Source organism: Nocardia sp. NPDC003963 (genome assembly GCF_053605105.1).
Genome location: NZ_JBSGIP010000003.1, coordinates 1 through 25,395, shown reverse-complemented (window position 1 = coordinate 25,395; position 25,395 = coordinate 1). Strand labels below are relative to the sequence as shown.

The following is a 25,395-nucleotide window of genomic DNA, read 5'->3' as shown; positions in this document are numbered from 1 at the left end:
ACATGACAGGTCTGGACGGCAAGGTAGCGATGATCACCGGAGGCGCCCGGGGACAGGGGCGGTCGCATGCGCTCTCCCTGGCGAAGGCGGGCGCGAAGGTGGTGATCTGCGATATCGCGGCCCCCATCGCCGAAATACAGTATCCACTCGCCGGGCCGGAGGATCTCGAGGAAACCCTGCGCGTGGTGAAGGAAGCGGGCGGTGAGATCGCCGGTATGCAGGCCGATGTGCGCAGCAGCCCGGATATGGAAGCGGTGGCCGACCTGGCCGTATCCCGCTTCGGGCGCCTGGACATCCTGGTCGCGAACGCGGGGGTGCACGACCATGCCGAGTCGACCTGTGAGATCAGCGATGCGGCGTGGCAGACCATGCTGGACGTGAACCTGACCGGTGCCTGGAAAGCCTGCAAGGCCGCGGTCCCGCGGATGATCGCCGGCGGCGCGGGCGGATCGATAGTCATCACCTCGTCCGTGGACGGACTGCGCGCCGCGCCGTCGTGGGGGCACTACGGTGCGGCCAAGCACGGGCTGCAAGGTCTCAAACAGACACTCGCCTTCGAACTGGCCGACCACAACATTCGCGTGAACACCGTGAACCCGACCGGTGTCGCGTCGCCGATGGCGACGGGCCTGTCGAACGTCCTGCCCTGGGTGGTGCGCAAATGGGCCCACAGCGACCGCAGCAATCTCCTGGACGTGCCGATGCTCGATCCGCAGGAGATCAGCAATGCGGTGTTGTGGCTGGTCTCCGACGCGGCACGGTACGTGACGGGTGTCGATCTGCCCATCGACGCGGGCTATCTGGTCAAACACTGACGACCTGGCCCGCGGCCCCGCGACGGCCGGGGCTTCGTGGAGAAAGTTGACGAAAATCGTATGAGAGTCAGTACCGAACAGGAACTACGCCGATTCCCCGCTACCGAACTGGCCGGCCCCGCCGCCGACGGTGTCGACGCCGGTTATTGGCAGGGCTTGGCCGCAGGCGAGTTGCGGCTCCAACGCTGCACCGACTGCGGCCTGTGGCTGTGGGGCCCGCGCTGGATGTGCGGGCGCTGCCGGAACTTCGAGCTGTCCTGGGCGGCGGTCGAAGCGGTCGGCACCGTGTATTCGTGGTCGCGTACCCGGCATCCGTTCATCTCCGAGCTGGCCGGCGAAGTACCGTACGTCACGGTCCTGGTCGAACTACCCCGTGCGGGAAACCGGCGGGTACTCGGACTGCTGGTCGACCCGGTCGGTGCCGACGACATCCGTATCGGGGACCGCGTCCGAGGAGTCGTCCAGCAGCCCGCGGGCACGCGATGGCCACTGCTGCGCTGGCGGCGGGAACGGCCGGCGGATACGGAGCGGCTGCGATGAGCGCTTCGATCGTCCGGGGTGCCGCCGCCGTGGTGGGCGTCAGCGAATTCCATTGCAAACGCGGCGAATCGGGGCGGACGGAACTGCAATTGACGCTGCGCGCGGTGGTCGAGGCCGCCGCCGATGCGGGGATCGACCCGCGGGAGATCGACGGTTTCGTCTCCTACGGTGGCGGCGACAACGACGGGACGGTCGTCGGATCGGCCCTCATGGTCCACCGGATCCGCTGGTCGAACATGATCTGGGGTGGTGGCGGCGGTGGTGCGGCCGCGGCCGTCACGAACGCGGCGATCGCGATCGCGACCGGGCAGGCCGACTGTGTGGTGGTGTATCGCGCGATGTCGCAGCAGGACAGCGGCCGGCTCGGCTACGCCGAACACCACTTCGACGGCCAGATGCTGCCGCACGGGGTGGGTTCACCCGCACAGGCCTGTGCCCTGCGGACCCAGCGAATGCTCGAGGCCGACGGTGTCCCGGCCACGGCCGTCCGCGCGCTGGTACTCGCCGACTACTTCCACGCCCAGCAGAACCCGGCGGCGGCGGCCTACGGGCGCCCGCTGGATATCGCGGGATACGAGGCGGCCCGGATGATCGTGGAACCCTATCGCCTGTTCGACTGCTCCCGCGAGAACGACGGCGCCGTCGCCCTGCTTCTGATGCGCGCCGACCGCGCCCGGGACCTGGTGGACAAGCCCGCCTACGTGCTGGCCGGAGCTCAGGGGGCCACGGCGGGTTATGCCGTCGATTCCGAGAACGACCCCGACTACAGCTCGGCGGGGTTCGGTGGGCCGGCCGGAGTGGCCGCGCAGTTGTGGGCGGCGGCCGGGATCGGGCCCGCGGAGGTCGATGTCGTCCAGGTCTACGAGAACTTCAGCGGCTCCGGCGTGGCCGCGCTGATCGATCACGGTCTGTGCCCGCGCGGTCCGGCCGCGGCGACCGTGCTGACCCAGGAGAACCTGACTGCGCCGGCGGGCGGGCTGCCGGTCAATACCAGCGGCGGGAATCTCGCAGATTCGTTCGTGAACGGAATGGGTTTGGCGGTGGAGGCGGTCCGGCAGTTGCGCGGTACCTCCACCAACAATGTTCCCGGCGCGGCTATCTCGCTGTTCATCGGCGGACCGATGGCCGCGCTGGTCAGTTCCGTCCTGTTCTGCGACCGGGCGGCGCTGTGAAACCGGGGCACGGAGTGGACGAGGCGCCGGGCCGGATCGACGAGCCGCGCTCGATAGCGCAGCGGGTCCTGGGATCGTGGGAACTGATCTCCTACACGACGGTATCGGAGACCGGGCAGGTCGGGTATCCGCTGGGCGAGGGCGCGCGGGGATTGATCATCTACGCGGCGGACGGGTATATGTCGGCCCAGATCATGGCACCGGACCGCCCGCGCTACGCATCCCGCCGGGTGCACGGCGGGGATATCGCCGAACGCGGCAGTGCGGCCGCGGGGTACCTCGCCTATTCCGGCCGATACGACGTGGACGCGGCGAAGCAGGCGATCCGGCACGAGATGTTCGTTTCCCTCTACCCGAACTGGGTTGGGGATCGGCAACTGCGATATGTCGAGTTCAGCGGCGACACGATGACGTTGTCGTCGGAACCGCTGCGCTTCCGGACCACGACGCTGTTCCCACGCCTGGTCTGGCGGCGGCCCGGAGCGAGTACCGCGAAGGGAGACGACGATGGCGGTGCATGAGCCGGTGGTCGCCATCGATCGCTCGATCTGCGCGGCCGGCGAGTGCGGCCACGGTGAATCCGTGCGGCTGACCGCACCCGATCTGGTCACCGCACAGGAGCGCAGGAAGCGATTGGCCGCGCAGTATGGGGACTCGCCGGGGAACGCGGCGCTCGTCCTGCTGGATGTCGTGGCCCATATCGCCGCGCGGGCGCACGAGGCCCGCTACGAGCTGGCGGCGGCCGAAGCGAATGGCCGGTGTCCTTCGGTGCCGCGCGGCGAGAACATCTGTTACACGGGGACGCCGGCCGGTCTCGTCCGATTGATCTCGGACATCGTCGTCGCCGGAGTCGCCGACGGGGTCACCCTGATCCCGGCGATCGTCGGCGGCGCGGGCCGGGAGTCGTTCGACCGGTTGCTGGCATACGCGGTGATGCCGGCGCTGACAGCGCCGCACGGACCGCGCACCGGTCCGCCGCCGGCAGTTATTCGAGGGTTGGAGGAGAACCGATGACCAACGCGGAACTCAATGTGCGGATACGCCGATTGCTCGGCCATCTGCGGGCGGGCACCACCGACGAGGTGGCGGCCACGGAACCGTTCGAACCTTGGGAGTTCACCTCGTCCGAACGGGCGGTGCTGGAGCGGGACCGGATCTTCGGACGGGTCCCCTCGATCATCGCGCATTCGTCCGAGCTCGCCCGGCCGAACGATTTCCTCACCTTGCAGATGCCGCGCAACCGGGTCCTGGCCGTCCGGCAGCGGGACGGCTCGGTGAAGGCGTTCGTGAACGCCTGCCGGCACCGCGGATCACTACTCGAGGAAAACGCGACGGGCCGGTGCCGGCTGTTCTCGTGCGGATACCACCGCTGGTCCTACGACACCGACGGAAGTCTGCGGGCGATCACCCGGGACACGTCCTTCGGCGAGGTGGACCGGGCGAACCTCGGCCTGATCGAGCTCCCCACCGAGGAGCGCCACGGATTCATCTGGATGGTCGACGCGGCGGGTGCCGATATCGATGTCGCCGACTGGCTGGGCCCGGAGATGGATTCGACCTTGGCGCACCTGGGGCTCGAACGCTACGTGACCTTCCGGGCCGAGGGATTCGACGAGCCGTGCAACTGGAAGTTGATGCAGGACGCTTTCCTCGACGGCTACCACATCCAGTACGCGCACCCGAATACCGCCGCGAAGTTCGTCCACACCAATGTGCTGGCGGTCGACGACTTCGGCCGGCATTTCCGCTTCCTGACGCCCCGCAAGAGCATCGATCGGTGGCTGACGGACACACCGGACGATATCGATCTGTCCGCGCATGTCACCGAAACGCTGTATCTCGGTCCGAACACCTCGGTGCTGGTCCAGCCGGACCACATCGAACTGCTCACTTTCCGCCCGCACCCGGTGGATCCGGGAATGTGCCGGATGGAGATGCGGATCATCGCCCCCACCGAGGAGGCGATGGAGGTGAGCGAAGAGGTCTGGAGTGCTCGCTGGAACAAGAACTGGAAGATCCTGCTCGAGGTTCTGCACCAGGAGGATTTCCCGCTACTGCGTTCGGCTCAACAGGCATTGACGAGTGCGGATGCCGGACCACTCGTGCTCGGCCGCAACGAGATGGCCAACCATCTCTTCCGGCGCGAACTCGCCCGGATGCTGGCCTGATCAGGTGCGAACACGATATAGACGAAAGGATCCGAGGCAATGCGCCTGATAGTGGATCGAGGGCGCCGGGGCACGGAAGTGGTCCTGGCCGACCCCGAGGATTTCGGATCATTCGTCACCGAGCTGCTCGGCGGTGGATCCAGTGGCCGGGTCACCGCAGCGGAGATCGCGTGTGTCGGTGCGTTGCATCCCTCCGGCGATGTTCTCGTCAGCCCGCGCCGGGTGCGCGAGCTCGCTGGAGAGCGTGGTCACGACCAGGAGTGGAACCGCCGGTTCGGCGAAATGATCGAGTGGGCGGCGAGCCGGGGCTGGATCGACGAACAGGGCCGTATTCGCGCTCATGTCGAAGTGCGTGAACAGCCCGATGAGCGCGTCGGGAAAGCGAATCCCGGGCAGCCGAGCAGAAGGGGAGGTGAGCGCAGTGAACGGCGATGATTCCATTCTCGACCCGCGGCATCTGCGCGATGTGCTCGGATATTTCAGCTCCGGCGTCACCGTGGTGACGGCAATGACCCGACAGGGACCGGTCGGCTTCACCTGTCAGTCCTTCACCGCGCTGTCACTTCATCCGCCGAAGGTTGTCATCTGCCCGAGCCGGGCCTCGACGAGCTGGCCCGCCATCCGGAATACACCCACCTTCGCGGTCAATGTGCTCGCGGCCGGCCAGCGCGAACTGAGCGATCGGTTCGCGCGTTCGGGAGGAGAGAAGTTCACCGGCGTCGCCTGGCGGTCCGCAGCCGGCGGGGCACCCCTTCTCGACGGTGTCACCGCATGGTTCGAGCTGTCGGTGGACGTCGAATATCAGGGCGGAGATCACACGGTGGTCGTCGCGGACATTCTGGATCTGGCCGCCGAGCAGATCAGCGAGCCGCTGCTCTTCCACCGGGGAAAGTACTGCGGAGTGGAAGAATTCGAACCGCCGAACCCATCGGCCACGGCTTCGGCCGGGGCCCGGGATCGGAACTGAGGAGCAGGTATGGACAGGAACGAATTGTTCATCGACGGCCGGTGGACCGCCCCGTCGAGTGGGGAGCGAACAGTGGTCGTCGAGGCCGCGACCGAGATACCCATCGGCGTAGCGGGAATGGGCGATCTCCGTGATATCTCGGCCGCGGTGGCGGCAGCACGCGCCGGTCTGAGTGGCGAGTGGCGGGATTATCCGACCGGTGAGCGCGCCGCGCTGTTACGCAATTTCGGGAAAGCGTTGAAAGCCCGTGGTCGGGAGACCACGGCGTTGGTCAGTCGCGAGAACGGGATGCCGATCACCATCTCCAAGGCGGCCAACGGTTTCAGTCCGGCGATGATGTTCGACTACTACGCCGATCTCATCGAACGCGCCGACGGCCCCGATGTGCGCGCTCATTTCATGGGTGGCCGGACCGTGGTCCGCCGGGAACCGGTCGGCGTCGTCGCGGCGATCACGCCGTGGAATTACCCCCAAGCGCTGGCCGCTATGAAGATCGCGCCCGCCCTTGCGGCCGGATGTTCGGTGGTATTCAAACCGTCACCGGAAACCGCACTGGATGCTTTCGTCTTCGCGGACGCGGCACTCGAGGCGGGCCTGCCGGCGGGCGTTCTCAATGTGGTTCCCGGCGGCCGGGCGGCCGGCGCCGGGCTGGTCGCCCATGACGGTGTCGACAAGGTCGCTTTCACCGGCTCCACCCGGGCGGGGCGCGAAATCGGCCGGATCTGCGGGGAGAATTTCACCCCGGTCACCCTGGAACTCGGTGGAAAGTCCGCCGCCATAGTCCTGGACGACGTGGATATGGACGTCTTCACTCACGGCCTGCTCGAGCACTCGTTCGGTAACAACGGGCAGACCTGCCATGCCAGTACCAGGATTCTGGTTCCGCGCGCTCGATACGCGGAGTTCGTGGCGGCCGTCACCGAAACAGTGCGCGGTTATGTACTCGGCGACCCGCTGGAGAAAACGACGCAGATCGGCCCGCTGGTGAGTGCCGAGCATCGCGCCCGGGTGCTGGATCACATCGAGTCCGGCCGCAGCGACGGTGCGCGGATCACCACCGGCGGTGGTGTGCCCGCGGTGGATCGCGGATGGTTCGTCGAGCCGACGGTATTCGCCGATGTCGAGAATTCTTCGCGTATCGCCCAGGAAGAGATCTTCGGCCCCGTGGTCTGCGTGCTCCCCTACGACTCCGTTGATCACGCGGTCGAGATCGCCAATGATACGAAGTACGGCCTGGCCGGTATGGTGTGGACCTCGGACGAGGCACGGGGTATGGACGTGGCGACGCGTTTCCGTGCCGGAACGGTGGGTGTGAACATCTACGGGCTGGACCTCGACGCACCGTTCGGCGGACATGGCGCGAGCGGTATCGGCCGTGAACTGGGTCCGGAGGGCCTGGCGAATTACTACGCACTGAAATCGGTGTATCTCCCGACGCCCGTATGATTCGGCCGAGGGTCGGCTCGTGGCGCGGTTCCGCTCCGTGTGCGGCCGATCCACCGGATTTCTCCGACAACAGAAAGTGATGACGGAAATGGCGCGTCCCCGGACCCCGCTGATAAGCCGCGGCTCTGTCATCGCCGCGAGCATAGAGATGATCGACGGTGAGGGTATCGACTCTTTCAGCTTGCCGCGAGTGGCGAAACAGCTGAATGTGAGCACCTCCTCGCTCTATCATCATTTCACGGACCGGCGCGAACTCATGGCCGAGGTGGCACGGGAGATCATGCGCCAGACGACGATTCCGTCCGATCCGGTCGACGGTGCGTGGATCGAGTGGTTCGTCCAGCTCAGTCTCAATTATCGCAATGCGATCCTGCGCCATGCGAATGCCGCGCTCATTCTGGTCGAATTGCTTCCGCGGGACGTGCTCACCGGTACCTATGAGAGGTGCGCGCGGATTCTGGCCGAATGCGGGGTGGATCCCGCGCTGCACGTGATAATTCTCGACGGTCTGGAGAAGCTGTCCTTCGCGACGACGTTGTCGAGCCTGGCGAACAAAACCGGTGGTGGGGCAGAGGTATTTCCGAATGTCGATGCCGAACGTCACCCCGTGCTGAGCCGGGCGCTGGTGGCCAATCCGTGGTCCCAGGACGAATTGTTCGAGGTGACGATTCGTAGCTTCCTTTCCGGGGTGCGGGCGCACTCGCGGGTGGATCGCTGATCTTCCGAATCGAAAACCATATCGCGGTTCTCCTGACACCTTGCGGGCGATAATCTATTATCGTTAGATAAATTTCCGACGGCGGGTGGCCTACCCGCCGGAGGTCACCTCAATATGCCGGCCGTCCGATCGGGCTCCGGCATCGTCGAAACACTCTGCAACAAGAACGGGACCGGCCGCCGGCAACGATGGGCACGCAATAGTGCACATCGCCCGCGAAGCGTGTTCTTCTCCTGTACCGCCCGAGAGGATGTCAACGGTGACAACAACTACCGGAATTCCCGAGAATCTCATCACTGATTTCGATGTGTACAATCCGGCGCTCGCCGTCCCCGTCGATGTATTCCAGGAAAAAGTCGCGGAACTCCGCGCGCAGGGGCCGATTCTGTTCTCGCCGCTGTACGGCGGTCACTGGGTCGTCACCCGGTACCGGGAGGTGCACGAGATCCTGCGCGACGCCGAGACCTTCTCCAGCTATCCGAACAACCTGGTGAACGCCGGGCAGGGCCGGTTCCTGCCACTCGAACTGGACCCGCCCGAGCACAGCTCCTACCGGCAGGCGCTGCAGCCGCTGTTCAGTCCGGTCCGGATGAAGGCGCTGGAGCCCGAGATCCGCGCCATCGTCAACGAGCTCATCGACGGGTTCATCGAGCGCGGCGAGTGTGAGTTCATCGCGGAATTCGCCCACGAGCTGCCGACCAGGATCTTCTTGGCGCTGATGGGCTGGCCGCTGGCGGATGCGCCGAAATTCACCGAATGGACCGATATCGTCCTGCAGGGTGTGCCGGGCGCCTCGGCGGACGAGAATGCGCGGGCCCGGGCCGGTGCCGCCGATGAGATCTTCGGCTACTTCACCGCGGTCATCGCCCGGGTCCGCGCGGGCGAGTACGGCTCCGGCCATCTGACCTCCCATATCGTCGGCACCCCGCTGCGGTTCGACACCGGCGAGCGGCTGCTGACCGATGACGAGCTGTGCCGGATGTTCTTCCTGCTGGTCGTCGCGGGCCTGCACACGGTGCAGGGCGCGCTGGCCTGGGGCCTGGTCCATCTGACCCGGAACCCCGAGGAGCGCCGGATGCTGATCGACGACCCGGATGCCATACCGCAGGCGGTGGAGGAGATCCTGCGTATGGAGACGGCCTCGAGCAGCGGTCGCCGGGCGACCCGCGATATCGAGATCGGCGGTGTTTCCATGAAGGAAGGCGATCAGCTGCTGCTCCTGCTGACCTCCGCCAATCGCGACGACGCGGAATTCGAGAATGCCGATTCCTTGATCCTGGACCGGGAACCCAACCGCCACATCGCATTCGGTGCGGGCCCGCACCGGTGTCTCGGTTCGCACCTGGCCCGGATCGAATTGCGGCTGGCGCTGGAAGAGGTCCACCGGCGGCTCCCCGATTACGCCCTGGTACCGGACAACCCGCCCGTTATGCACGCCTCCCAGGTCCGTGGTTGCGAGAAATTGCCCATCACCTTCAGCAAGGGGCCGAGGTTGTCCGAGAGTGCCGGGCAGCGGTGACGACCGGTATGCGGACCAACGATATGGGGGCGACCGGCCGGCGGATCACCGTCGACCGATCGGCCTGCGCCGGACACGGATTGTGTTACGGCCGAGCGCCCGAGCTGGTGGATTGTGACGATCAGGGCGATCCGATCGTTCTCCGCTCGGAATTGGACGCCGACCAGTTGATCGCGGCGGAGTCGATCGTCCGGTCGTGCCCCGAGCATGCGTTATCGGTGGAAGCCTTGCCGCCGCCGGAACGGATGCCGTGAATATTTCTGCGCCGATCGTTACGGAGACCGGCGATTCTCGTACTTCGAAGGAACCACAGTGTCGAATACATCTCTGCCCGGAAAGGTGAGCGCCACCTCCGGCGCCCGCTCGGTTGTTCTCACCTGTTTGGCCATCACCATTCTCGACGGTGTCGACCTCATCATGTTCGGCGCGGTGTTGCCGACCTTATTGGAAGACGGGCAGTGGGGAATCACCACGGCCTCGGCGGGGGTGATCGGGAGTCTGTCACTGTTCGGCATGCTGGCCGGTGCGATGCTGGCCGGCTATATCACCGATCGGGCCGGTCGCCGTCCGGTCGTACTCGCGTGTATTGCCAGTTTCAGTCTCTTCACCGGCCTGTGCGCCGTGGCGCCGAACCTGGAGATATTCGGTCTCTTCCGGCTGCTGGCCGGTCTGGGTTTCGGCGGTGCTCTGCCCACCCTGATCGCGCTCACCCAGGAATATGTCCAGGTGAACCGGCGGCAGTTCTACAACGGTGTGATCCAGACGGGCTTTCCTCTGGGCGGCTGTCTGGTCGCCGTCGCCGCCATTTTCGTCCTCCCCGTATTCGGCTGGGAATCCATGTTCGCCATCGGCGGGCTGCTCGGGTTCGTCCTGCTCGGTATCGCCTACCGGAAGCTGCCCGAATCGATCTCCTTTCTCGCGAGCAAGGGCCGGCACGAGGAGGCCCGGCGATTGGCGGAACGGTACTCGGTGGATGCGGGTACCGAATCGGGTATCGAACTCGCTCGGGCGAGAAGTACGGAAGCCGAACCGAAATCGGCACTGCGACTGCTGTTCGTTCCGGGTTTCCGGGTGGCCACACTGCTCTTTCCGCTGATCACCTTTTTCGGCCTGCTCGTCTCGTACGGTATGAATACCTGGATCCCGCAGATGCTGAGGTCGTCCGGTTACGATCTCGGGTCCGCGCTGACATTCCTGCTCGCCTTCAATCTCGGTAGTGCGCTCGGCATGGTCGTCATCACCGGTCTCGCGGATCGGGTGGGTTCGCGCTCGGTGATCGCGCTGAGCTATATCGGCGGCGCGGTGGCGGTCTCCGTCCTGACCGTTCATCCGGCGCAGCTGGCCGTATTCGTTCTGGTGCTGATCATCGGCTTCTGCGCGTCGTCGACCACGGCCGTCTACGGGTTCGTCGGGGTCTACTATCCGGCCGCGGCGCGCGGTACGGCACTCGGCCTGGCGGTGGGTCTCGGACGGCTGGGCGGGGTGTTCGGGCCGGTGCTGACCGGTGTGATCATGGGTTCGGCACTCGGCGCGAACTGGGCCTACTTCGCCTTCGCGGGCGCCGGAGTAGCGGCCGCGGTGCTGGTGTCGTCGGTCCCGCGACGGCCATCCGGTGCGTCCGGGGCGATCGTCTCGGCGAAAGCCGCCGAATCGGTGTAGCCGTCGATCACTGCACGGTGTCGAAACTGTGCCGCCGTGTCCGGACACGGCGGCACAGCGATTTCCCGCGGAATCCGGCTGTCAGAAACGGAACCGGTAGAGGGTGTCGTAGTTCCTGGCGGCGGGGATCCGGTAGATCGCTCGGAACAGCAGGCGCTGGGGTTTCAGCGGAATCGAATCGAGGTCCAGCGCGCCGGTGGCGATGTACTCCAGGCGCGAGTTCCACTTCTCCAGTTCCCGGGCATCTCGGGTACCCCAGGCATCCCGGGTGCCCCACGGGACGAACCCGCTGACCGTGCGGGTCCATCGGGGCAGTGCGTCGAACAGCAGCTCACCGCTGCCGAACCGGTCGGTCAACCGCTGGAGCAGCTGCCGCACCTCGGATTCGGCGAGATACATCAACAGTCCCTCGGCGACGACGAGCACCGGGCGGTCCGCCGGGATCGCATCCAGCCACCCCGGTTCGGTGACCGAAGTCGCGAGCATCCGGTAGTGCTCGCGCTCGGAGTACACCTTGCGGCGTAGCTCGATCACAGCCGGAACGTCCACATCGAACCAGTCGACGCTGTCGGGCGGGTCGAGCCGGAACGCGCGGCTGTCCAGGCCGCAGCCCAGGTGCAGCACCACCGCGTCCGGATGGCGCCTGAGATAATCGCGGGTCCAGTCGTCGAACTGCCGCGCGCGCAATGCCACGAGGAACTGGTTGCTCCACGGGTTGGTCCACCGGCGCATCCGGTCGAAGTCGTAATCGATGCGTGCGACAGCCGCGGCGGCGGCGTGATCACCGAGTACGGAAGGCTCGAGACGGCTCTCGTATGCCCGCAGATACAGCGTGCACAGCATCGTCCACTCGGTGGAACCCCATTTCACACCGGTGAAATCGACCTTATCCGTCATCGGTTGCTCTCTTTCTGTGCGCGGTATTCCTCCCAGCGCCGCAGGAAGTCCGTCTGCGCATCCCGGGCGGAGAATTCGCAGAAGTTCCGGAAATCCTCCAAACGTGCACGCCGGGAGGGGCTTCGGCCGTCGAGTAGCGACAGTCCGAGTTCGGCGGTGGCGATACCCTCGCCCATGCGGGCCAGCTGTACCCGCATCACCTGGGTGAAGCCGCCGGGGGTGATCCGGTAACGGTGCTGACGTGTCGGGGCGGGTAGTCGTTCGATCATGCCGCCTTCCTGTAGCTGTCGGGCGACGGTGCTGATCGACGCCTTGCTCACGCCCAGGGCGGTGGCCAGCTCGGTCAGTGACTGGTCCGGGGGGTCGCTGATCATCAGCCACCCGTAGATGCGCCCCATGGTCCGTGGCCCGCCGAGCGTCTCCATGAACAACCCCATGCGGTCGACGAACTCCGCCTCTTCCGGAGACACCCGCATCACCTCTCGATCGGTTCGTTCAGTACATACTGAACGTACCTGACAATGCATCGACGTGTCGGGTGGTGTGTTGCCGGCGAGGTCGTACCGCCGAATGCGGTGTTCGGGTGATCTGCCGTGCCGATGGCCGTACTCGTCCGCCCGGACCTGTTCCGGGACGGCTTCCGCTACATCTTGTCCGGCCGGCCCGATGCCGCGTCGGCCTCGGCGCGATAGTTGCCCGGCCAGGCCTTGCCGAGCGTCAGCCCGCCGTCGACCACGAGATTCTGGCCGGTGACGAACGCGGCGGAGTCGGCGACGAGATAGGCGATGGCGGCGGCGATATCGTCGCCTTCGCCGGCGCGGGGGATCGGCTGGAATTTCCGGAGTCCGCGGCGGACCTCGTCGACGCTGGCGTCGAGATCCGCCCCGGCCAGACCGGCGCCGTGACCCACGATGCGAGTCGCGACCCCGCCCGGGGTGACGGCATTGACCCGGACCCGGTATTCGGCGAGTTCCCGGGCCGCACTGCGGGTCAGCTGGAGCACGGCCGCTTTGGCCGCGCCGTAGGGATGCGGTCCGAAACCGGTGCGCACACCGGCCACCGACGACACGTTGACGATGGCGCCGGAGCCCTGGTCGCGCATGATCCGCGCCGCATGCTTGGTGCCGAGGAAAGCGCTGCGCGCCAGGACGGCGAAGGAATTGTCCCACTCCTCGGCGGTGGTATCGGCGAGGTAGGTCCACGCGCCGACCCGGCCGGCGTTGTTGATCATCGCGTCGAGTCGCCCGAAACGGTCCACGGCGGTGCGGACGGCGGCGGCGAGGTGGTCCTCCCGGGTGACATCGGTGTGCAGGAAGCAGCCGTGCTCGGCCAGGCCGGATGCCACCGTTTCGCCACGATCGTCGTCGATATCGGCGACCACCACCCGGGTGCCGCGCTGGGCCAGCAGGGCGCAGGTCGCGGCGCCGATACCGCTCGCGCCGCCGGTTACGACGGCGACCTTGCCCTGTAGTTCGTGCGCTTCGGCCATGGCTTTCCTCTGCTTCCCGAACGGTGGCATCTCGGCTAATTAATCTAAAGACATTAGCTTCAGTTGTCGATGCCCGGCTTGCTGGAGGGCCCGGGTCGGGCATCCGGGGTGGTGCGGTGCATGCCCGGCTCGTTCGGATCGGGCGGATCGGGGTCGGTGTTGTGCGCCGTTGCCGTGGGCAGCGCTGTCGCGGGGTGGGATGCGGCGGTGGATAGGGGCGGGCCTTGAGGAATTAATCTAAAGTCGTTAGCTTTAGTCGAGCGCCCCGACTCGATGGAAGGGCTGTGCCAGACCGTCCGAGGTGATGCGATATATGTCCGACCTGATCCAGACCGAGCGACCGCGACCGGGTGTGCTGGTGGTACGCCTGAATCGTCCCGATGCGCTCAATGCGATGAACACCGATCTCATCGAAGCGCTGCACGGCGTACTGGCCGAGGTACGCAATGATTCCGCGGTCCGTGCCCTCGTGCTCACCGGAAACGGTAAGGCGTTCTGCGCCGGGCTGGATCTGCGTGGTTACGGCATCCCGCCGGGTGCGGCGGAGGGCGAGGGTCGGCCGCAGGCCGGTCTGCGGGTGCAGCAGCACATAGCCTCGCTGGTCGAGGCGTTCCGGGGGGTGCGAGCGCCGGTGATCGCCGCCGTGAACGGTGCCGCCGCGGGCGGTGGAATGGCGCTCGCGCTCATGGCCGATATCCGGATCATGGCCGATACCGCCGCGCTGCACGCCTCCTTCATCAAGCGCGGGTTGTCGAACTGCGATATCGGGGTGAGCTGGCTGCTGCCGCGGATGATCGGCTTCTCCCGGGCGGCGCAGATCCTGCTCACCGGCCGCTCGGTCGATGCGGCGGAGGCCGAGCGGATCGGGATCGTCTCGGCGGTGGAGCCCGCGGATCGCCTGCTCGACGCGGCCCTGGACACCGCCGAGGTCATCGCCGGAAACAGCCCGTTCGGGGTGTGGATGACCAAAGAGGTCATGTGGTCCAACCTCGAGGTGCCGAGCCTGCGCGCCGCGATCGATCTGGAGAACCGTACCCAGATCCTCAGTGCCATGACCAAGGACCATCGCGAAGCCGTGCACTCTTTCCTGGAGAAGCGCCCGCCGGTCTACCGCAATCACTGACAGGACGACAGCTGTGACTGAACCCCGGAACGGAAGGTGGTGAGATGAAGGTCGGAATCGCGGCCGGGTACTGGGGCGCGGGACCACCGCGGCGGATGGCGCAAACGGTCGCCGAGGCCGAGGCGCTGGGCGTGGACAGCTTCTGGGCCGCGGAAAGCTACGGTTCCGACGCCCTGACGCCATTGGCCTGGTGGGGCGCGAGCACCGAGCGGATCGCGCTGGGTACCTCGGTGTGCCAGATCTCGGCCCGTACCCCGACGGCGCTGGCGATGGCCGCGCAGACCATCGACCATCTCAGCGGCGGCCGGTTGATCCTCGGTATCGGCGCGTCCGGCCCCCAGGTTGTCGAGGGCTGGTACGGCCGGCCGTACCGGCGGCCGCTGGAACGCACCCGCGAGTACGTGGAGATCATGCGCGCGGTGTGGGCGCGGGAGGAACCGGTGACGTATCGAGGCCGGCACTACGAGCTCCCGTACCCGAGTGGCACCGGGCTCGGTAAACCGCTGAAATCGATCGTGCATCCGCTCCGGCGTGACATTCCCGTCTATCTGGGGGCCGAGGGTCCCAAGAATGTGGCCCTGGCCGCCGAGATCGCGGACGGCTGGACCCCACTGTGGTTCTCCCCGAAGAGCGACGATTTCTACCGCGCCGCGCTCGCCGACGGCTTCGCCCGGACCGGAGCGCGCCGGACGGCCGCGGATTTCGACGTGGCCAATGTGTGCTGGCTGGTCGAGCACGACGATGTGGAACGCGCCGCGGCCCGGCTCAAACCGGTGATCGCGCTGTACGCGGGTGGGATGGGTGCCAAGGAGGCCAACTTCCACAACGACGTGTTCGTCCGGATGGGCTGGGGCGATGCCTGCGCCGAGATTCAAGAGCTGTATCTGAGCGGCCGGACCGATCACGCGGCGCAGGCGGTGCCGACGGAAATGGTGGAGGACGTCGCGCTGATCGGACCGGTCGACAAGATCTGTGAGGACATCGTGAAACGCTGGAAACCCACCTGCCTGACCACACTGATACTCGGCGGCTGGCCGCGGCCGGAGTCCCGGGAGCGGATCCTCGAGGTGGTGCGGTCGTGACCCTGGATCCACGGACCCCGGTACTCGTCGGCGGCGGCCAGATCAGCGACCGCGCGGGTGGCCGGGAACCGGTCGATCTGATCGCCGATGCGGCAGTGCGCGCGGCCGACGAAGCCGGTAGCGCGAAACTGCTCGAACTGGTCGACTCGGTTCGGATCGTCGGGCTGCTGTCGTGGCGCTACCGCGACCCCGGTGCGCTGGTGGGCGCCCGGATCGGCGCCGAACCCCGGCACACCGGCTACACCGGCAGCGGTGGCAGTACGCCGCAAGTGCTGGTCAATGCGGCGGCGGAGGATATCGCGGCCGGGCGGGCCGATATCGTCCTGATCGGCGGCGCCGAATCGTGGCGGACCCGGATGAAGTTGCGCGGCGAGGGAATCCGGCCGCAGTGGACGGTGCAGGACGAATCGGTACCGGCCGCGCCGATTCTCGTCCCCGAGGTGCCGATGCGTTCGGAGACCGAGATGCGGGCCGGGCTGGACCGGCCCGCGTATATCTACCCGATCTTCGAACAGGCCCTCCGGCTCGGCGCCGGCCGGTCCCGCGCCGAGCACCGCGCCGTGATCGGCGCGCTGTGGGCCGGGTTCAGCGAGGTGGCCGCGCAGAACCCGTACGCCTGGACCCCGCGGGCGCATACTGCCGCGGAGATCACGACGCCCCGCGCCGCGAACCGCTGGATCGCCGCTCCCTATACCAAGCTGATGAACTCGAACAATATGGTCGAGCAGGGCGCCGCGCTGCTGCTGTGTTCGGTGGAGACGGCCACGAGACTCGGTATCGCCCGGGAGAACTGGGTGTTCCCGCAGTCCGGCACCGAGGCGCACGACACCTACGATATCGCCGCCCGCGGCGCGCTGGACCGATCACCGGCCATTCGCCTCGCGGGTGCCCGCGCGCTCGAACTGGCGGGGGTCGAGCGTGACGATCTCACCCATATCGACATCTACTCGTGTTTCCCCTCGGCTGTTCAGGTGGCGGCCCGGGAACTGGGCCTGGCGACCGGCGATCCGAGTCGACCGTTGACCGTCACCGGTGGGCTGACGTTCGCGGGCGGTCCGTGGAACAACTACAGCACCCATGCGATCGCGGCCATGGCGACCCGACTGCGCGAAGCCCCGGGGACCTACGGTCTGGTGACCGCGAACAGCGGCTATCTGACCAAACACGCGTTCGGCGTGTACCGCACCGAACCGCCGCGGGCCGGGTTCCGCCGCGACGACGTCCAGGCCGCGGTGGATCGTGAGCCGACCGTTCGTACCGAACCCGGGTACGCCGGGTCTGCCACGGCCGAATCGTGGACCGTGGTCTACGACCGCGCGGGGGAGCCCGAACGTGGCTTCCTCGCCGCCCGTACGCCGGGCGGCGGGCGGACTCTGGCGTCCACCGTCGAACCCGAGGCCGTGGCCCGCCTGGTGGCCGCCGAGACAGCGGGGGAGTCCGTTGTGATCTCCGTGGACGGAAATTTCCGGTTCGAGACCGATTAACCGGGTCTTGGTAGGGCTTCGAGCTCGAACGTTGACCAAAAATACCTAACGACATAAGGTAAAAGTCGAAGGGTTCCCGAGTCGCCGACAGGGCGCCCTCCGGGGGAGCGAGGAGAAAACATATGTCCGCGGAGGATTTCCGTACGCTCTACGAGCGGCACGTCGGCCATGTCGTCACCGGCGATATGAAGGCCGCCCTGGCCGATATGGTGCAGGAGAATCTGCCGGCCGTCTTCGAGGGCGTCACCGTGCCCCGGGGCGCGGTGAACGGGTACGAGATCAAGGCCGTCCGGGCCGAGGGCGATAAGCAGATCGGGGAAACGGTCTACGACACTCCCGCCGGGGTGATCGGCCTGCGCTCGATCTGGGAACTTCGCGACGGCGTCTGGAAGGCCGCCGCGCTGGAGAACTTCCCGGTGCCGGGAGACCCGGCATGAGCGGGTCAGGCCCGGAGGCGGTAGCGCAGCGTGACCCCGCCGGGCCCCCGCTCATGCCCGACGAGCACAGCATGAGCGGACCGGAAATGGGGACGGGCGCGGAGCACGGCTCCGGAGGGCTGCCGCTCGACGGCACGAGCGAGCCGGAGGCCGGGGCGGCGCTATCACGTGACTATCCCTGGGGGCCCGCCGAGGACGGGCTCGACCAGCCGTATTGGGACGGTTTGGTCGCGGGCGAGCTGCGGCTTCAGCGCTGCGGGAACTGCCGGGTGTGGATCTGGGGGCCGCAGTGGATCTGCGGGGCCTGCCACACCTTCGATCCCGGGTGGGAACCCGTCGCACCGGTGGGCACCGTCTACAGCTGGTCGCGCAGTCACTACCCGTTCATCACCGAACTCGCCGACCGCACACCGTATGTGACCGTGCTGGTGGAACTACCCGCCGCCGGACACCGCCGCGTTCTCGGCATCCTCACCGGCGACGACGCCGCCGATGTCCGGATCGGTGAGCGGGTGGCCGGACATATCGAACTCGACGAGGGCGCGACCTGGCCGCTGCTGCGGTGGCGGCGCGACACCACAGAAGGAGCACGGTCGTGACCGGTGCATTGCTGCGCGGCGCTGCCGCGGTCGTCGGCGTCGCGGATATCCACTACAAACGCGGTGCCGCCCCGCACGGCGAACTCCGGATGACCCTGGAGGCGATCGTCGCGGCCTGCGCCGATGCCGGGATCTCGCCGCGCGAACTCGACGGTTTCGTGTCCTATGCCGGTGGCGGCCACGACGGCGCGATACTCGGCGGCGCGCTGGGTGTCGAGGATGTGCGCTGGTCGAACATGATGTGGGGCGGCGGGGGCGGTACCGTCGCCGCCGCGATCAACAATGCGGCGGTGGCCATTGCCACCGGCCAGGCCGAATGCGTCGTGGTGTTCCGGTCGATGGCCCAGGAGGACACCGGCCGGCTCGGCTATGCGAAGTACTTCTACGGGTCGCACTACCTGGCCCACGGCGTCGGTTCGCCCGCCCAGGTGTGTGCCCTGCGCACCCAGCGGCTGCTCGAACACGACGGGGTACCACGCGAGGCGATGCGGGCCCTGGTCCTCGCCGCCTACCGGCACGCCCAGAACAACCCGGGCGCCGCCGGATACGGGAAACCGCTCGACGAGCAGACCTACGAATCCTCCCGGATGATCACCGAGCCGTTCCATCTCTTCGACTGCTCCCGGGAGAGCGACGGCGCGGTCGCACTGGTCCTGGTATCGGCCGAACGGGCCCGCAGCATTCGCCCGGATGCCGCCTATGTGCTGGCCGGAGCACAGGGTGCGCCGGGCGGTTATTCGTCGATCATCGACAACGACGACCTCTACACCAGCGCGGGTTTCGCGGGCCGCCCCGGCCGGCCCGGTGTGGCCGACCGGCTCTGGGCCGCCGCGGGTCTCGGTCCCGACGATATCGATGTCGTGCAGGTCTACGAGAACTTCAGCGGCCCGGCCGTGGCGGCCCTGATCGACCACGGCCTGGCACCGGCGGGCCCGGCGGCGGGGGAGGTGCTCACCGTCGACAACCTCACCGCGGGCATCGGCAAGCTGCCCGTCAACACCAGCGGCGGCAATATCGCCGACTCGTTCGTCAACGGTATGGGCCTGGCCGTCGAAGCCGTCCGGCAGCTCCGCGGCACCTCGACCAATCCCGTCGCGGACGCGCATCTCTCGCTGTTCATCGGCGGACCGATGGCACCCCTGGTCAGTTCCACCCTGTTCGGCCGCGAAGAAACCCTCTGACCACCCGCGCACTACCCGAGGACGGATATGGACACGGACACCACCCTGGACCGCCGCGCGTTGTTCATCGGCGGCGAATGGGAGAAGCCGCAGACCGAGGCCACCGTCGAGGTGATCGAGGCGGCCACCGAAACGGTGCTGGGCACTTCCGCGCTGGCAACGGCCGCCGATATAGATTCGGCCGTGGCCGCCGCCCGTCGCGCACTGCCGGCCTGGCGGGCACTGAGTTCGACCGAGCGCGCGGAATATCTCGACCGCTTCGCCGCCGCGCTGCGCAGCCGGGCGAAAACCACCGCCGCGCTGGCCAGCCGCGAGAACGGTATGCCCCTCTCGCTGTCGATCAATGTCAACGGATACGCCCCGAGCCTCATGGTCGGCTATTACGCGAACGCGGTGCGCGGTGCCGAACGTGATGAGGTGCGGCCGAGTGCGTTCGGGGGTCGTACGGTGGTACGCCGGGACCCGGTCGGTGTCGTCGCCGCGATCACGCCGTGGAACTACCCGCAATCGCTGGCGGCGATGAAACTCGCCCCCGCGCTGGCCGCGGGGTGCACGGTGGTGTTGAAACCGGCGCCCGAAACAGCCTTGGATGCTTACGTTTTCGCCGACGCGGCAGTGGAGGCGGGGCTCCCGCCCGGCGTCCTGAACGTGGTCGCGGGCGGGCGGGAGGCCGGCGCCCACCTGGTCGAGCATCCGGGCGTCGACAAGGTCGCCTTCACCGGGTCCACCGAGGCCGGGCGCGCCATCGGCGAGGTCTGCGGGCGGTTGTTGCGGCCGGTCACGCTCGAACTCGGCGGCAAATCCGCGTCGATCGTCGCCGCCGATGCCGACCTCGAGGTGTTCGCGGCGAACCTGCTCGAGGTGTCGCTGGTCAACAACGGCCAGACCTGCCACGCCGGCACCCGTATCCTCGCGCCCCGCAGCCGCTACGCGGAGGTGGTGGAGGCGGTCACCGAAACCGTGCGCAACCTACGGATCGGCGATCCGCTGGACCGCGCGACCCAGATCGGCCCGCTGGTCAGCGCCGCCCAGCGGGACCGGGTCCTCGGGTTCATCGAATCGGGCCGCTGGGACGGATACCGCATCACCACCGGCGGCGGGACCCCGTCCGACCTGCCCACCGGCTGGTATGTCGAGCCGACGGTGTTCGAGGGTGTCCACAATGCCGCGCGGATAGCCCAGGAGGAGATCTTCGGACCCGTGCTGACCATCACCCCCTACGACGGCGAAGCGGACGCGATCGAAATCGCCAACGATTCCCGCTACGGGCTCGGCGGCACGGTATGGACGACCGACGAGGAACGCGGCCTGGCCATCGCCGACCGGATCGAATCCGGCACCGTCGGGGTGAACCATTACCAGCTCGACCTGGACGCGCCGTTCGGTGGTGTCAAGGACTCCGGTCTGGGTCGCGAGCTGGGTCCGGAAGGGCTCGCCCCCTACTACGCCGCGAAATCCGTCTACTTCGGCACGCGGTGAGCACCATGACCGATGGAACGGAGTCGACGATGCCCCTCCCGCTGCACGGCGTCCGTGTCCTGGACCTCACCGACGGGCCGGGCGAATCCTGCGGCCGCTACCTCGCCGATCTGGGCGCGGAGGTGATCCGCGTCGAACAACCCGGCGGGTCGTCTTCGCGGTCCGCCGAACCGATCGTGGACGGTGTGAGCATTCCGTTCGCGCTGCGCAATGCGAACAAGCTCGCCGTTACTGCCGATCTCACCACGGAGAGCGGCCGGGCGCGGTTGCGTGAACTGGCTGCCACGGCGGATATCCTCGTCGAATCCCAGCCACCGGGGCGGTTGACCGGCCTGGGTGTCGGTCCGGACGAAATGCGCCCCGGTGCACAGAGTTTGGTGTGGGTATCGATCAGCGGCTTCGGTCAGGACGGTCCCTACCGTCATTGGCAGGCCACCGAGCCCGTCCTGTACGCACTCTCCGGTGTGCTGTCCCGATCCGGTGCACCCGGTGCGGAACCGCTGCTCCCGCCCGCCGGGCTGATCGAAGAGACAGTGGGCGTGCACGCCGCCTGGGCCGCGCTGCTCGCGTATCACCGGCGCCTCGACACCGGTCGGGGTGACACCGTCGATCTCTCCGCCTTCGAGACGATCGTGCACGGTTTCGATCCCGGTTTCGGCACCCAGGGATCGGCGGCGGCCGGACGCTCGGAGGATTTCCCGCGCGGCCGCCCTGACGCCGCGAACTTCTATCCGGTGTTCCCCTGCCGCGACGGCCGGGTCCGGATCTGCATGCTGGCGAAACGGCAGTGGCGCGGCATGTTCGAATGGCTCGGAGCCCCAGCGGAATTCGCCGATCCGAAGTACGACACCATTCCCGCCCGGTTCGCCGCGGCCGACACCCTGCACCCCCTGATCGAAAAGCTCTTCGCCGAATTCACCCAGGCCGAACTCGTGGCAGAGGGCGCCCGGCGCGGTGTCCCGGTCGGTGGAGTGCACACGCTCACCGAGGTGCTCGAAACAGAACACTTCGCCGCGTCCGGCGCCCTCGTGGACACCGAAATCGGTGCGGGTGCGCGCGCTCGGGTTCCCTCCGGTTATGTCTCGTTCGACGGCCGCCGGGCCGGATTCCGCACATCGGCCCCCGAACTCGGCGAACACGACACCGCCGAACCCCCGCGGGCTCGCGCCGAGTCCTCCGCGAACACCCACGTCGATCACGAATCCGTCCACAGCGACGAAGCGGTGCTTCGAACGGCGGATTCACCAGTAGCCCGGCATGATTCGGCCCCCGCTACCGAAATGGCTCCGCTCGCGGGCTTGCGTGTACTGGACCTCGGGGTCATCGTATTCGGGGCCGAGCTGAGCCGGCAGTTCGCCGATTACGGCGCCGATGTCATCAAAATCGAGAACGCGAACTTCCCGGACGGCCTGCGCCAGTCCCGCCGCGGCTCCGCACTGGCCGCCTCCGTCGCCTGGGGACACCGCAACAAACGCAGCCTCGGCCTGGACCTGCGCAGTGCCGACGGTATCGCGGTCTTCCGTCGGCTGGCCGCCGACGCCGATGTGGTGCTCGCCAATTTCAAACCCGGCACCCTCGCCTCCATGGGCCTGTCCTACGACGTACTCGCCGAGCTCAACCCACGCCTGGTCGTCTCCGAATCCAGCGCCTTCGGCAGCACCGGCCCCTGGCGCACCCGCCTCGGCTACGGCCCCCTGGTCCGTGCCTCGTGCGGAGTCTCCGCCCTCTGGCGCTACCCGGACGACGCGGAACTGCTGTGCGACGGCCAGACCGTCTACCCCGACCATATCGCCGCCCAGGTCACCGCGGTGGCCGTACTCGCCACCCTGATCGGCCGCCGCCGCACCGGCCACGGCACGCATATCGAAGTGGCCCAAGCCGATACGGCCCTCGTCCACCTCGGCACCCAACTGGTGACCGAAGCGCTGCGCCCGGGTACGGTCACCGCCCCCGGCAACGCCGACCCGTACGCGGCCCCGAGCGGCGTCTACGCCTGCGCGGGCGACGACGAATGGTGCGTCGTCACGGTGCGTGACGACCACCAGTGGGCCGCGCTGTGCGGGGTTCTCGACCGGCCGGACCTGTGGTCGGACCCCCGCTTCTCGACCGCCGCGCACCGCATCGCGCACAGAGCGGAACTCGACCGGTTCCTCGCCACCTGGCTCTGCGACCGCGACCCTCAGGAGGCGGCCACCGAATTGCAGGCGGCAGGCGTTCCCGCCGGCGCGATGCTGCGGCTCCCGCAACTGCTCACCGACCCGCACCTGACCGCCCGCGCCACCTACACCCAGGTCGAGCACGACCGACTCCCCATGAGCCTGCCCGCCGCCGCCCGCGCGGCCGTGTTCACCGGTATCGCCGACCCGCCGACCTGCCAAGCTCCGCTCGCCGGCGAGCACACCCGGGAGATCTGCCTCGAGCTCGGGATGGACAGCGCCGAAATAGACGCGCTGATCGGGGCGGGGGTCCTCCAGCCCTCGGCTCCGGAGGCCGAGCCGATCCGGGAGCCGACTACAGGGTAATCGGCAGCCTTGGCCTCGGAGAACCGCGGGTTCGAGTCCCATTCGAACCCATCGGTGGCCCGGATAGGTGCCGGAGCAGAGGATCGGGATGTTCTCCGCGTCGACAGCGCGCCGGGCCCGGCCGCTGTATACGGTCACCTGGACTCTGTGCAGTGCATTACGGTTTCGCCCAGCCGTTCAGTTCATGGCACCCGTGATCATCGCGCGGGCATCCCGACCGTGGACATCCTGATTCCTGAGTGACCGGAAAGCCCTGTTGTACAACGCAACCACGGCGAACTGACCGATGGTCAGCTCGGTCGGCACTGTCTCTGCCCGGACGTCTTCTTTCGCGGTCCTGGAAACCACTGGTAATCGTCGGGGGCGGCCGTCCAGGAAGTTCTGGAACGGTTCGGATTCCTCGGGTGTCTCGTAGGTGTCGAGTACTTCCAGGTGATACGCGGTGCGTTCGAACTTGTGGAAGAACTCGTCGAACGCTTCACCTCGTAACAGCCGCATAGCCCCTGATCTCCCGTCCCATCAGAACCTCGAAGCAGGTCGAGTTCCGCCAGAACCCTGACCACTAGTTCACGCGCCGCCCGGCCATACACCGCTGCGCTGCGGAGAACTTCGAACATCCTCATGTACAGCAGGCACTCGGCGGGCTGCGTCACCTGAATGCTTGCGGTAGGTGTCTCCAGCGCTACCAGTTCGTCGTCGAAGATCCAGAACCCGGCGGACGCGACCGCTTCCCGCTCGGTCATCAGCGGGATGATGCCGAGCGAGATATTCGGTAACGCCATCAATTCCAGGAGCCGCCCCAGCTGTCCGGCCTGGACCTCGGCGTCACCGAACCATATACGGAGCGCCTGCTCCTCCAGCACGATCACGAACCGCTGACCGCCACGTTGGAGAATCCGCTGTCGCTGCATTCGTACTGCGACGGCCTCCTGCATGTCATTCGTTGTGCCGAGGAACTTGATCCAGAACGACAGCATCGCTGCTGAATACTCGGCGGTCTGCAATAAGCCGGGGATGACATTGTGCTCGTAGATGCGGAACACCCGCGTCTGTTCGTACCGCTTCTGTGTGTGCGCCGAGAACCCGTTTCATCCCGGCTCAGCTCTCGCGCCGGAACTCGATATAGGCGGCGTCGACCACTCGAAGCGCCGCGATGAGGTCTGCGATGTGAGCGTCTGCGTCGCAGGCGCGGCACCATGCCCGGATATCGTCATCGCTGGGCTGTTGAACGCCGTTTTCTATATTGGATACCCGCGTGAAGTGCTGGCCGGTGACTTCGGCGAGCCGGCGGCCGGTCAGCCCCGCGTCCTTCCGAAGGTCACGGAGCCGACCGCCCAGCGCGCGCCGCGCCTCGTGCGCGGAGCTGGACGGGCTCGTACTCACTGTGCGGTATCGCCAGCTTCCACACCGCGTCGAATGCGGTGCGGCAGATATCTATATCGTGCGGATCGGTAGAGGTCACTTGGGACTGCTGCACGCATAGGTGAGGTTCCGACTTATATCTCCGGTAGCGGTTTCGTGGTCGGGGTAGCTCCCCGTAGCGTGCCGCAGCGGGCCGGGTGGTTTGACTCCTGAGGTTCCTGTCGCCGGAGAACTTCCGGCTGACTCTGCGGGGGTATGTCGCGCCACCCGGCCTGCGTCCGCGGCGTGACCGAAGAGAGGCATGACCACAAGCATGGGCAAGGTACTGGAAGTCGGATTGTCCGCCGCGGATCCCCACCCGGATAGGAGAGAAGGGGCCCGTTACTCATGGTCGTTATCGGTGTCGATCCGCACAAGAGCACTCACACCGCCACCGCGGTGGACCCGACCACCAACGCTGATCTCGGTTCTGTCCGGATCGAGGCCACATTGGCCGAATACCGGCGATTGATCGCCTGGGCAAGGCGGTGGCCGCAACGGCGGTGGGCGGTGGAGAACGCCGACGGACTCGGACGCCACCTGGCCCGATGGCTGATTGCGCGCGGTGAGACGGTGCTGGATGTGCCGACCACCGCGACCGCGCGGGTGCGGGAGCTGTCTCGCGGCGGCCGACGCAAGAACGATCGGATCGATGCTGCCGGAGCGGCCTGCGTCGCTGCACTTCAGGGTGAAGGCC

27 protein-coding genes and 1 pseudogene are annotated in these 25,395 nt (G+C 67.2%); 22 read left to right on the top strand and 6 right to left on the bottom strand.

Going from position 1 to position 25,395, the window contains the following annotated elements; all coding sequences use genetic code 11:
• The first annotated feature begins 2 nt into the window (after window positions 1–2).
• The 13 genes from ACWEWT_RS10840 to ACWEWT_RS10780 all read left to right on the top strand — a co-directional run bounded on the left by ACWEWT_RS10840 (window position 3) and on the right by ACWEWT_RS10780 (window position 11,004).
• Window positions 3–815: a mycofactocin-coupled SDR family oxidoreductase gene (locus tag ACWEWT_RS10840; protein WP_452558130.1), complete on the top strand. Its 813-nt coding sequence runs from the start codon at window positions 3–5 to the stop codon at window positions 813–815.
• A 60-nt stretch (window positions 816–875) separates the two neighbouring features.
• Window positions 876–1,355, top strand: coding sequence for a Zn-ribbon domain-containing OB-fold protein (locus ACWEWT_RS10835; RefSeq protein ID WP_452558129.1), 480 nt, complete (start codon window positions 876–878; stop codon window positions 1,353–1,355).
• Window positions 1,352–2,527 (top strand): thiolase C-terminal domain-containing protein, encoded by a 1,176-nt coding sequence (locus tag ACWEWT_RS10830; protein WP_452558128.1) that lies wholly within the window; start codon window positions 1,352–1,354, stop codon window positions 2,525–2,527. The genes ACWEWT_RS10835 and ACWEWT_RS10830 overlap by 4 nt, the downstream gene beginning before the upstream one ends.
• Window positions 2,524–3,048 carry a lipocalin-like domain-containing protein gene (locus ACWEWT_RS10825; RefSeq protein ID WP_452558127.1) on the top strand — a complete coding sequence of 175 codons (525 nt, stop codon included), beginning with the start codon at window positions 2,524–2,526 and terminating at the stop codon, window positions 3,046–3,048. The genes ACWEWT_RS10830 and ACWEWT_RS10825 overlap by 4 nt, the downstream gene beginning before the upstream one ends.
• A complete protein-coding gene (locus ACWEWT_RS10820) occupies window positions 3,035–3,541 on the top strand; it encodes a hypothetical protein (protein WP_452558126.1) in 507 nt (168 codons plus the stop codon). The genes ACWEWT_RS10825 and ACWEWT_RS10820 overlap by 14 nt, the downstream gene beginning before the upstream one ends.
• On the top strand, window positions 3,538–4,695 hold the full coding sequence (locus ACWEWT_RS10815) for an aromatic ring-hydroxylating oxygenase subunit alpha (RefSeq protein WP_452558125.1): 1,158 nt from the start codon (window positions 3,538–3,540) through the stop codon (window positions 4,693–4,695). The genes ACWEWT_RS10820 and ACWEWT_RS10815 overlap by 4 nt, the downstream gene beginning before the upstream one ends.
• 39 nt (window positions 4,696–4,734) lie before the next feature.
• Complete coding sequence (locus ACWEWT_RS10810) at window positions 4,735–5,130, top strand: hypothetical protein (RefSeq protein WP_452558124.1); 396 nt, start codon at window positions 4,735–4,737, stop codon at window positions 5,128–5,130.
• Window positions 5,108–5,662 (top strand): flavin reductase family protein, encoded by a 555-nt coding sequence (locus tag ACWEWT_RS10805; protein ID WP_452558123.1) that lies wholly within the window; start codon window positions 5,108–5,110, stop codon window positions 5,660–5,662. Before ACWEWT_RS10810 ends, ACWEWT_RS10805 begins: the two co-directional genes overlap by 23 nt.
• A 9-nt stretch (window positions 5,663–5,671) precedes the next feature.
• Window positions 5,672–7,108, top strand: coding sequence for an aldehyde dehydrogenase (locus ACWEWT_RS10800; protein ID WP_452558122.1), 1,437 nt, complete (start codon window positions 5,672–5,674; stop codon window positions 7,106–7,108).
• Between the two features lie 19 nt (window positions 7,109–7,127).
• Complete coding sequence (locus tag ACWEWT_RS10795; RefSeq protein WP_452558121.1) at window positions 7,128–7,826, top strand: TetR/AcrR family transcriptional regulator; 699 nt, start codon at window positions 7,128–7,130, stop codon at window positions 7,824–7,826.
• 250 nt (window positions 7,827–8,076) lie between these two features.
• On the top strand, window positions 8,077–9,345 hold the full coding sequence (locus ACWEWT_RS10790; protein WP_452558120.1) for a cytochrome P450: 1,269 nt from the start codon (window positions 8,077–8,079) through the stop codon (window positions 9,343–9,345).
• Window positions 9,346–9,353: 8 nt separating this feature from the next.
• On the top strand, window positions 9,354–9,599 hold the full coding sequence (locus tag ACWEWT_RS10785) for a ferredoxin (protein WP_452558119.1): 246 nt from the start codon (window positions 9,354–9,356) through the stop codon (window positions 9,597–9,599).
• 58 nt (window positions 9,600–9,657) lie between these two features.
• On the top strand, window positions 9,658–11,004 hold the full coding sequence (locus ACWEWT_RS10780) for an MFS transporter (RefSeq protein ID WP_452558118.1): 1,347 nt from the start codon (window positions 9,658–9,660) through the stop codon (window positions 11,002–11,004).
• A gap of 81 nt (window positions 11,005–11,085) precedes the next feature.
• Here the strand turns inward: ACWEWT_RS10780 and ACWEWT_RS10775 are convergent, their stop codons facing one another.
• From ACWEWT_RS10775 to ACWEWT_RS10765, 3 genes are all read right to left on the bottom strand, one after another.
• Window positions 11,086–11,901: a class I SAM-dependent methyltransferase gene (locus tag ACWEWT_RS10775; RefSeq protein WP_452558117.1), complete on the bottom strand. Its 816-nt coding sequence runs from the start codon at window positions 11,899–11,901 to the stop codon at window positions 11,086–11,088.
• Window positions 11,898–12,371: a GbsR/MarR family transcriptional regulator gene (locus tag ACWEWT_RS10770; protein ID WP_452558116.1), complete on the bottom strand. Its 474-nt coding sequence runs from the start codon at window positions 12,369–12,371 to the stop codon at window positions 11,898–11,900. The genes ACWEWT_RS10775 and ACWEWT_RS10770 overlap by 4 nt, the downstream gene beginning before the upstream one ends.
• Before the next feature lie 173 nt (window positions 12,372–12,544).
• Window positions 12,545–13,390 (bottom strand): glucose 1-dehydrogenase, encoded by an 846-nt coding sequence (locus ACWEWT_RS10765; protein WP_452558115.1) that lies wholly within the window; start codon window positions 13,388–13,390, stop codon window positions 12,545–12,547.
• 313 nt (window positions 13,391–13,703) lie between these two features.
• On the opposite strand from ACWEWT_RS10765, the gene ACWEWT_RS10760 reads away from it, so the two are divergent.
• From ACWEWT_RS10760 to ACWEWT_RS10725, 8 genes are all read left to right on the top strand, one after another.
• Window positions 13,704–14,513, top strand: a complete 810-nt coding sequence (locus tag ACWEWT_RS10760; protein WP_452558114.1) for an enoyl-CoA hydratase/isomerase family protein — start codon at window positions 13,704–13,706, stop codon at window positions 14,511–14,513.
• 44 nt (window positions 14,514–14,557) lie between these two features.
• Window positions 14,558–15,595, top strand: coding sequence for an LLM class F420-dependent oxidoreductase (locus ACWEWT_RS10755; RefSeq protein WP_452558113.1), 1,038 nt, complete (start codon window positions 14,558–14,560; stop codon window positions 15,593–15,595).
• Window positions 15,592–17,079 (top strand): acetyl-CoA acetyltransferase, encoded by a 1,488-nt coding sequence (locus ACWEWT_RS10750; protein ID WP_452558112.1) that lies wholly within the window; start codon window positions 15,592–15,594, stop codon window positions 17,077–17,079. The genes ACWEWT_RS10755 and ACWEWT_RS10750 overlap by 4 nt, the downstream gene beginning before the upstream one ends.
• A gap of 122 nt (window positions 17,080–17,201) precedes the next feature.
• Window positions 17,202–17,516, top strand: a complete 315-nt coding sequence (locus tag ACWEWT_RS10745) for a hypothetical protein (protein WP_452558111.1) — start codon at window positions 17,202–17,204, stop codon at window positions 17,514–17,516.
• Window positions 17,517–17,602: 86 nt separating this feature from the next.
• A complete protein-coding gene (locus ACWEWT_RS10740) occupies window positions 17,603–18,115 on the top strand; it encodes a Zn-ribbon domain-containing OB-fold protein (RefSeq protein WP_452558364.1) in 513 nt (170 codons plus the stop codon).
• Window positions 18,112–19,296, top strand: a complete 1,185-nt coding sequence (locus ACWEWT_RS10735) for a thiolase C-terminal domain-containing protein (RefSeq protein WP_452558110.1) — start codon at window positions 18,112–18,114, stop codon at window positions 19,294–19,296. The genes ACWEWT_RS10740 and ACWEWT_RS10735 overlap by 4 nt, the downstream gene beginning before the upstream one ends.
• 27 nt (window positions 19,297–19,323) lie before the next feature.
• Window positions 19,324–20,775 (top strand): aldehyde dehydrogenase, encoded by a 1,452-nt coding sequence (locus ACWEWT_RS10730; RefSeq protein WP_452558109.1) that lies wholly within the window; start codon window positions 19,324–19,326, stop codon window positions 20,773–20,775.
• A 29-nt stretch (window positions 20,776–20,804) separates the two neighbouring features.
• Entirely contained in the window at window positions 20,805–23,297 is a 2,493-nt protein-coding gene (locus ACWEWT_RS10725) for a CaiB/BaiF CoA transferase family protein (protein ID WP_452558363.1), read from the top strand.
• A 177-nt stretch (window positions 23,298–23,474) separates the two neighbouring features.
• Here the strand turns inward: ACWEWT_RS10725 and ACWEWT_RS10720 are convergent, their stop codons facing one another.
• From ACWEWT_RS10720 to ACWEWT_RS10710, 3 genes and pseudogenes are all read right to left on the bottom strand, one after another.
• Window positions 23,475–23,795 carry a DUF6879 family protein gene (locus ACWEWT_RS10720; RefSeq protein ID WP_452558108.1) on the bottom strand — a complete coding sequence of 107 codons (321 nt, stop codon included), beginning with the start codon at window positions 23,793–23,795 and terminating at the stop codon, window positions 23,475–23,477.
• Window positions 23,796–23,869: 74 nt separating this feature from the next.
• Window positions 23,870–24,340, bottom strand: a pseudogene (locus tag ACWEWT_RS10715) (DUF5753 domain-containing protein); the annotation flags it as partial.
• Between the two features lie 55 nt (window positions 24,341–24,395).
• Window positions 24,396–24,680, bottom strand: a complete 285-nt coding sequence (locus ACWEWT_RS10710; protein ID WP_452558107.1) for a helix-turn-helix domain-containing protein — start codon at window positions 24,678–24,680, stop codon at window positions 24,396–24,398.
• Window positions 24,681–25,046: 366 nt separating this feature from the next.
• Between ACWEWT_RS10710 and ACWEWT_RS10705 the strand changes: the two genes are divergently transcribed.
• The coding region (locus ACWEWT_RS10705; RefSeq protein ID WP_452558106.1) for an IS110 family transposase at window positions 25,047–25,395 on the top strand (349 nt) is incomplete at its 3' end.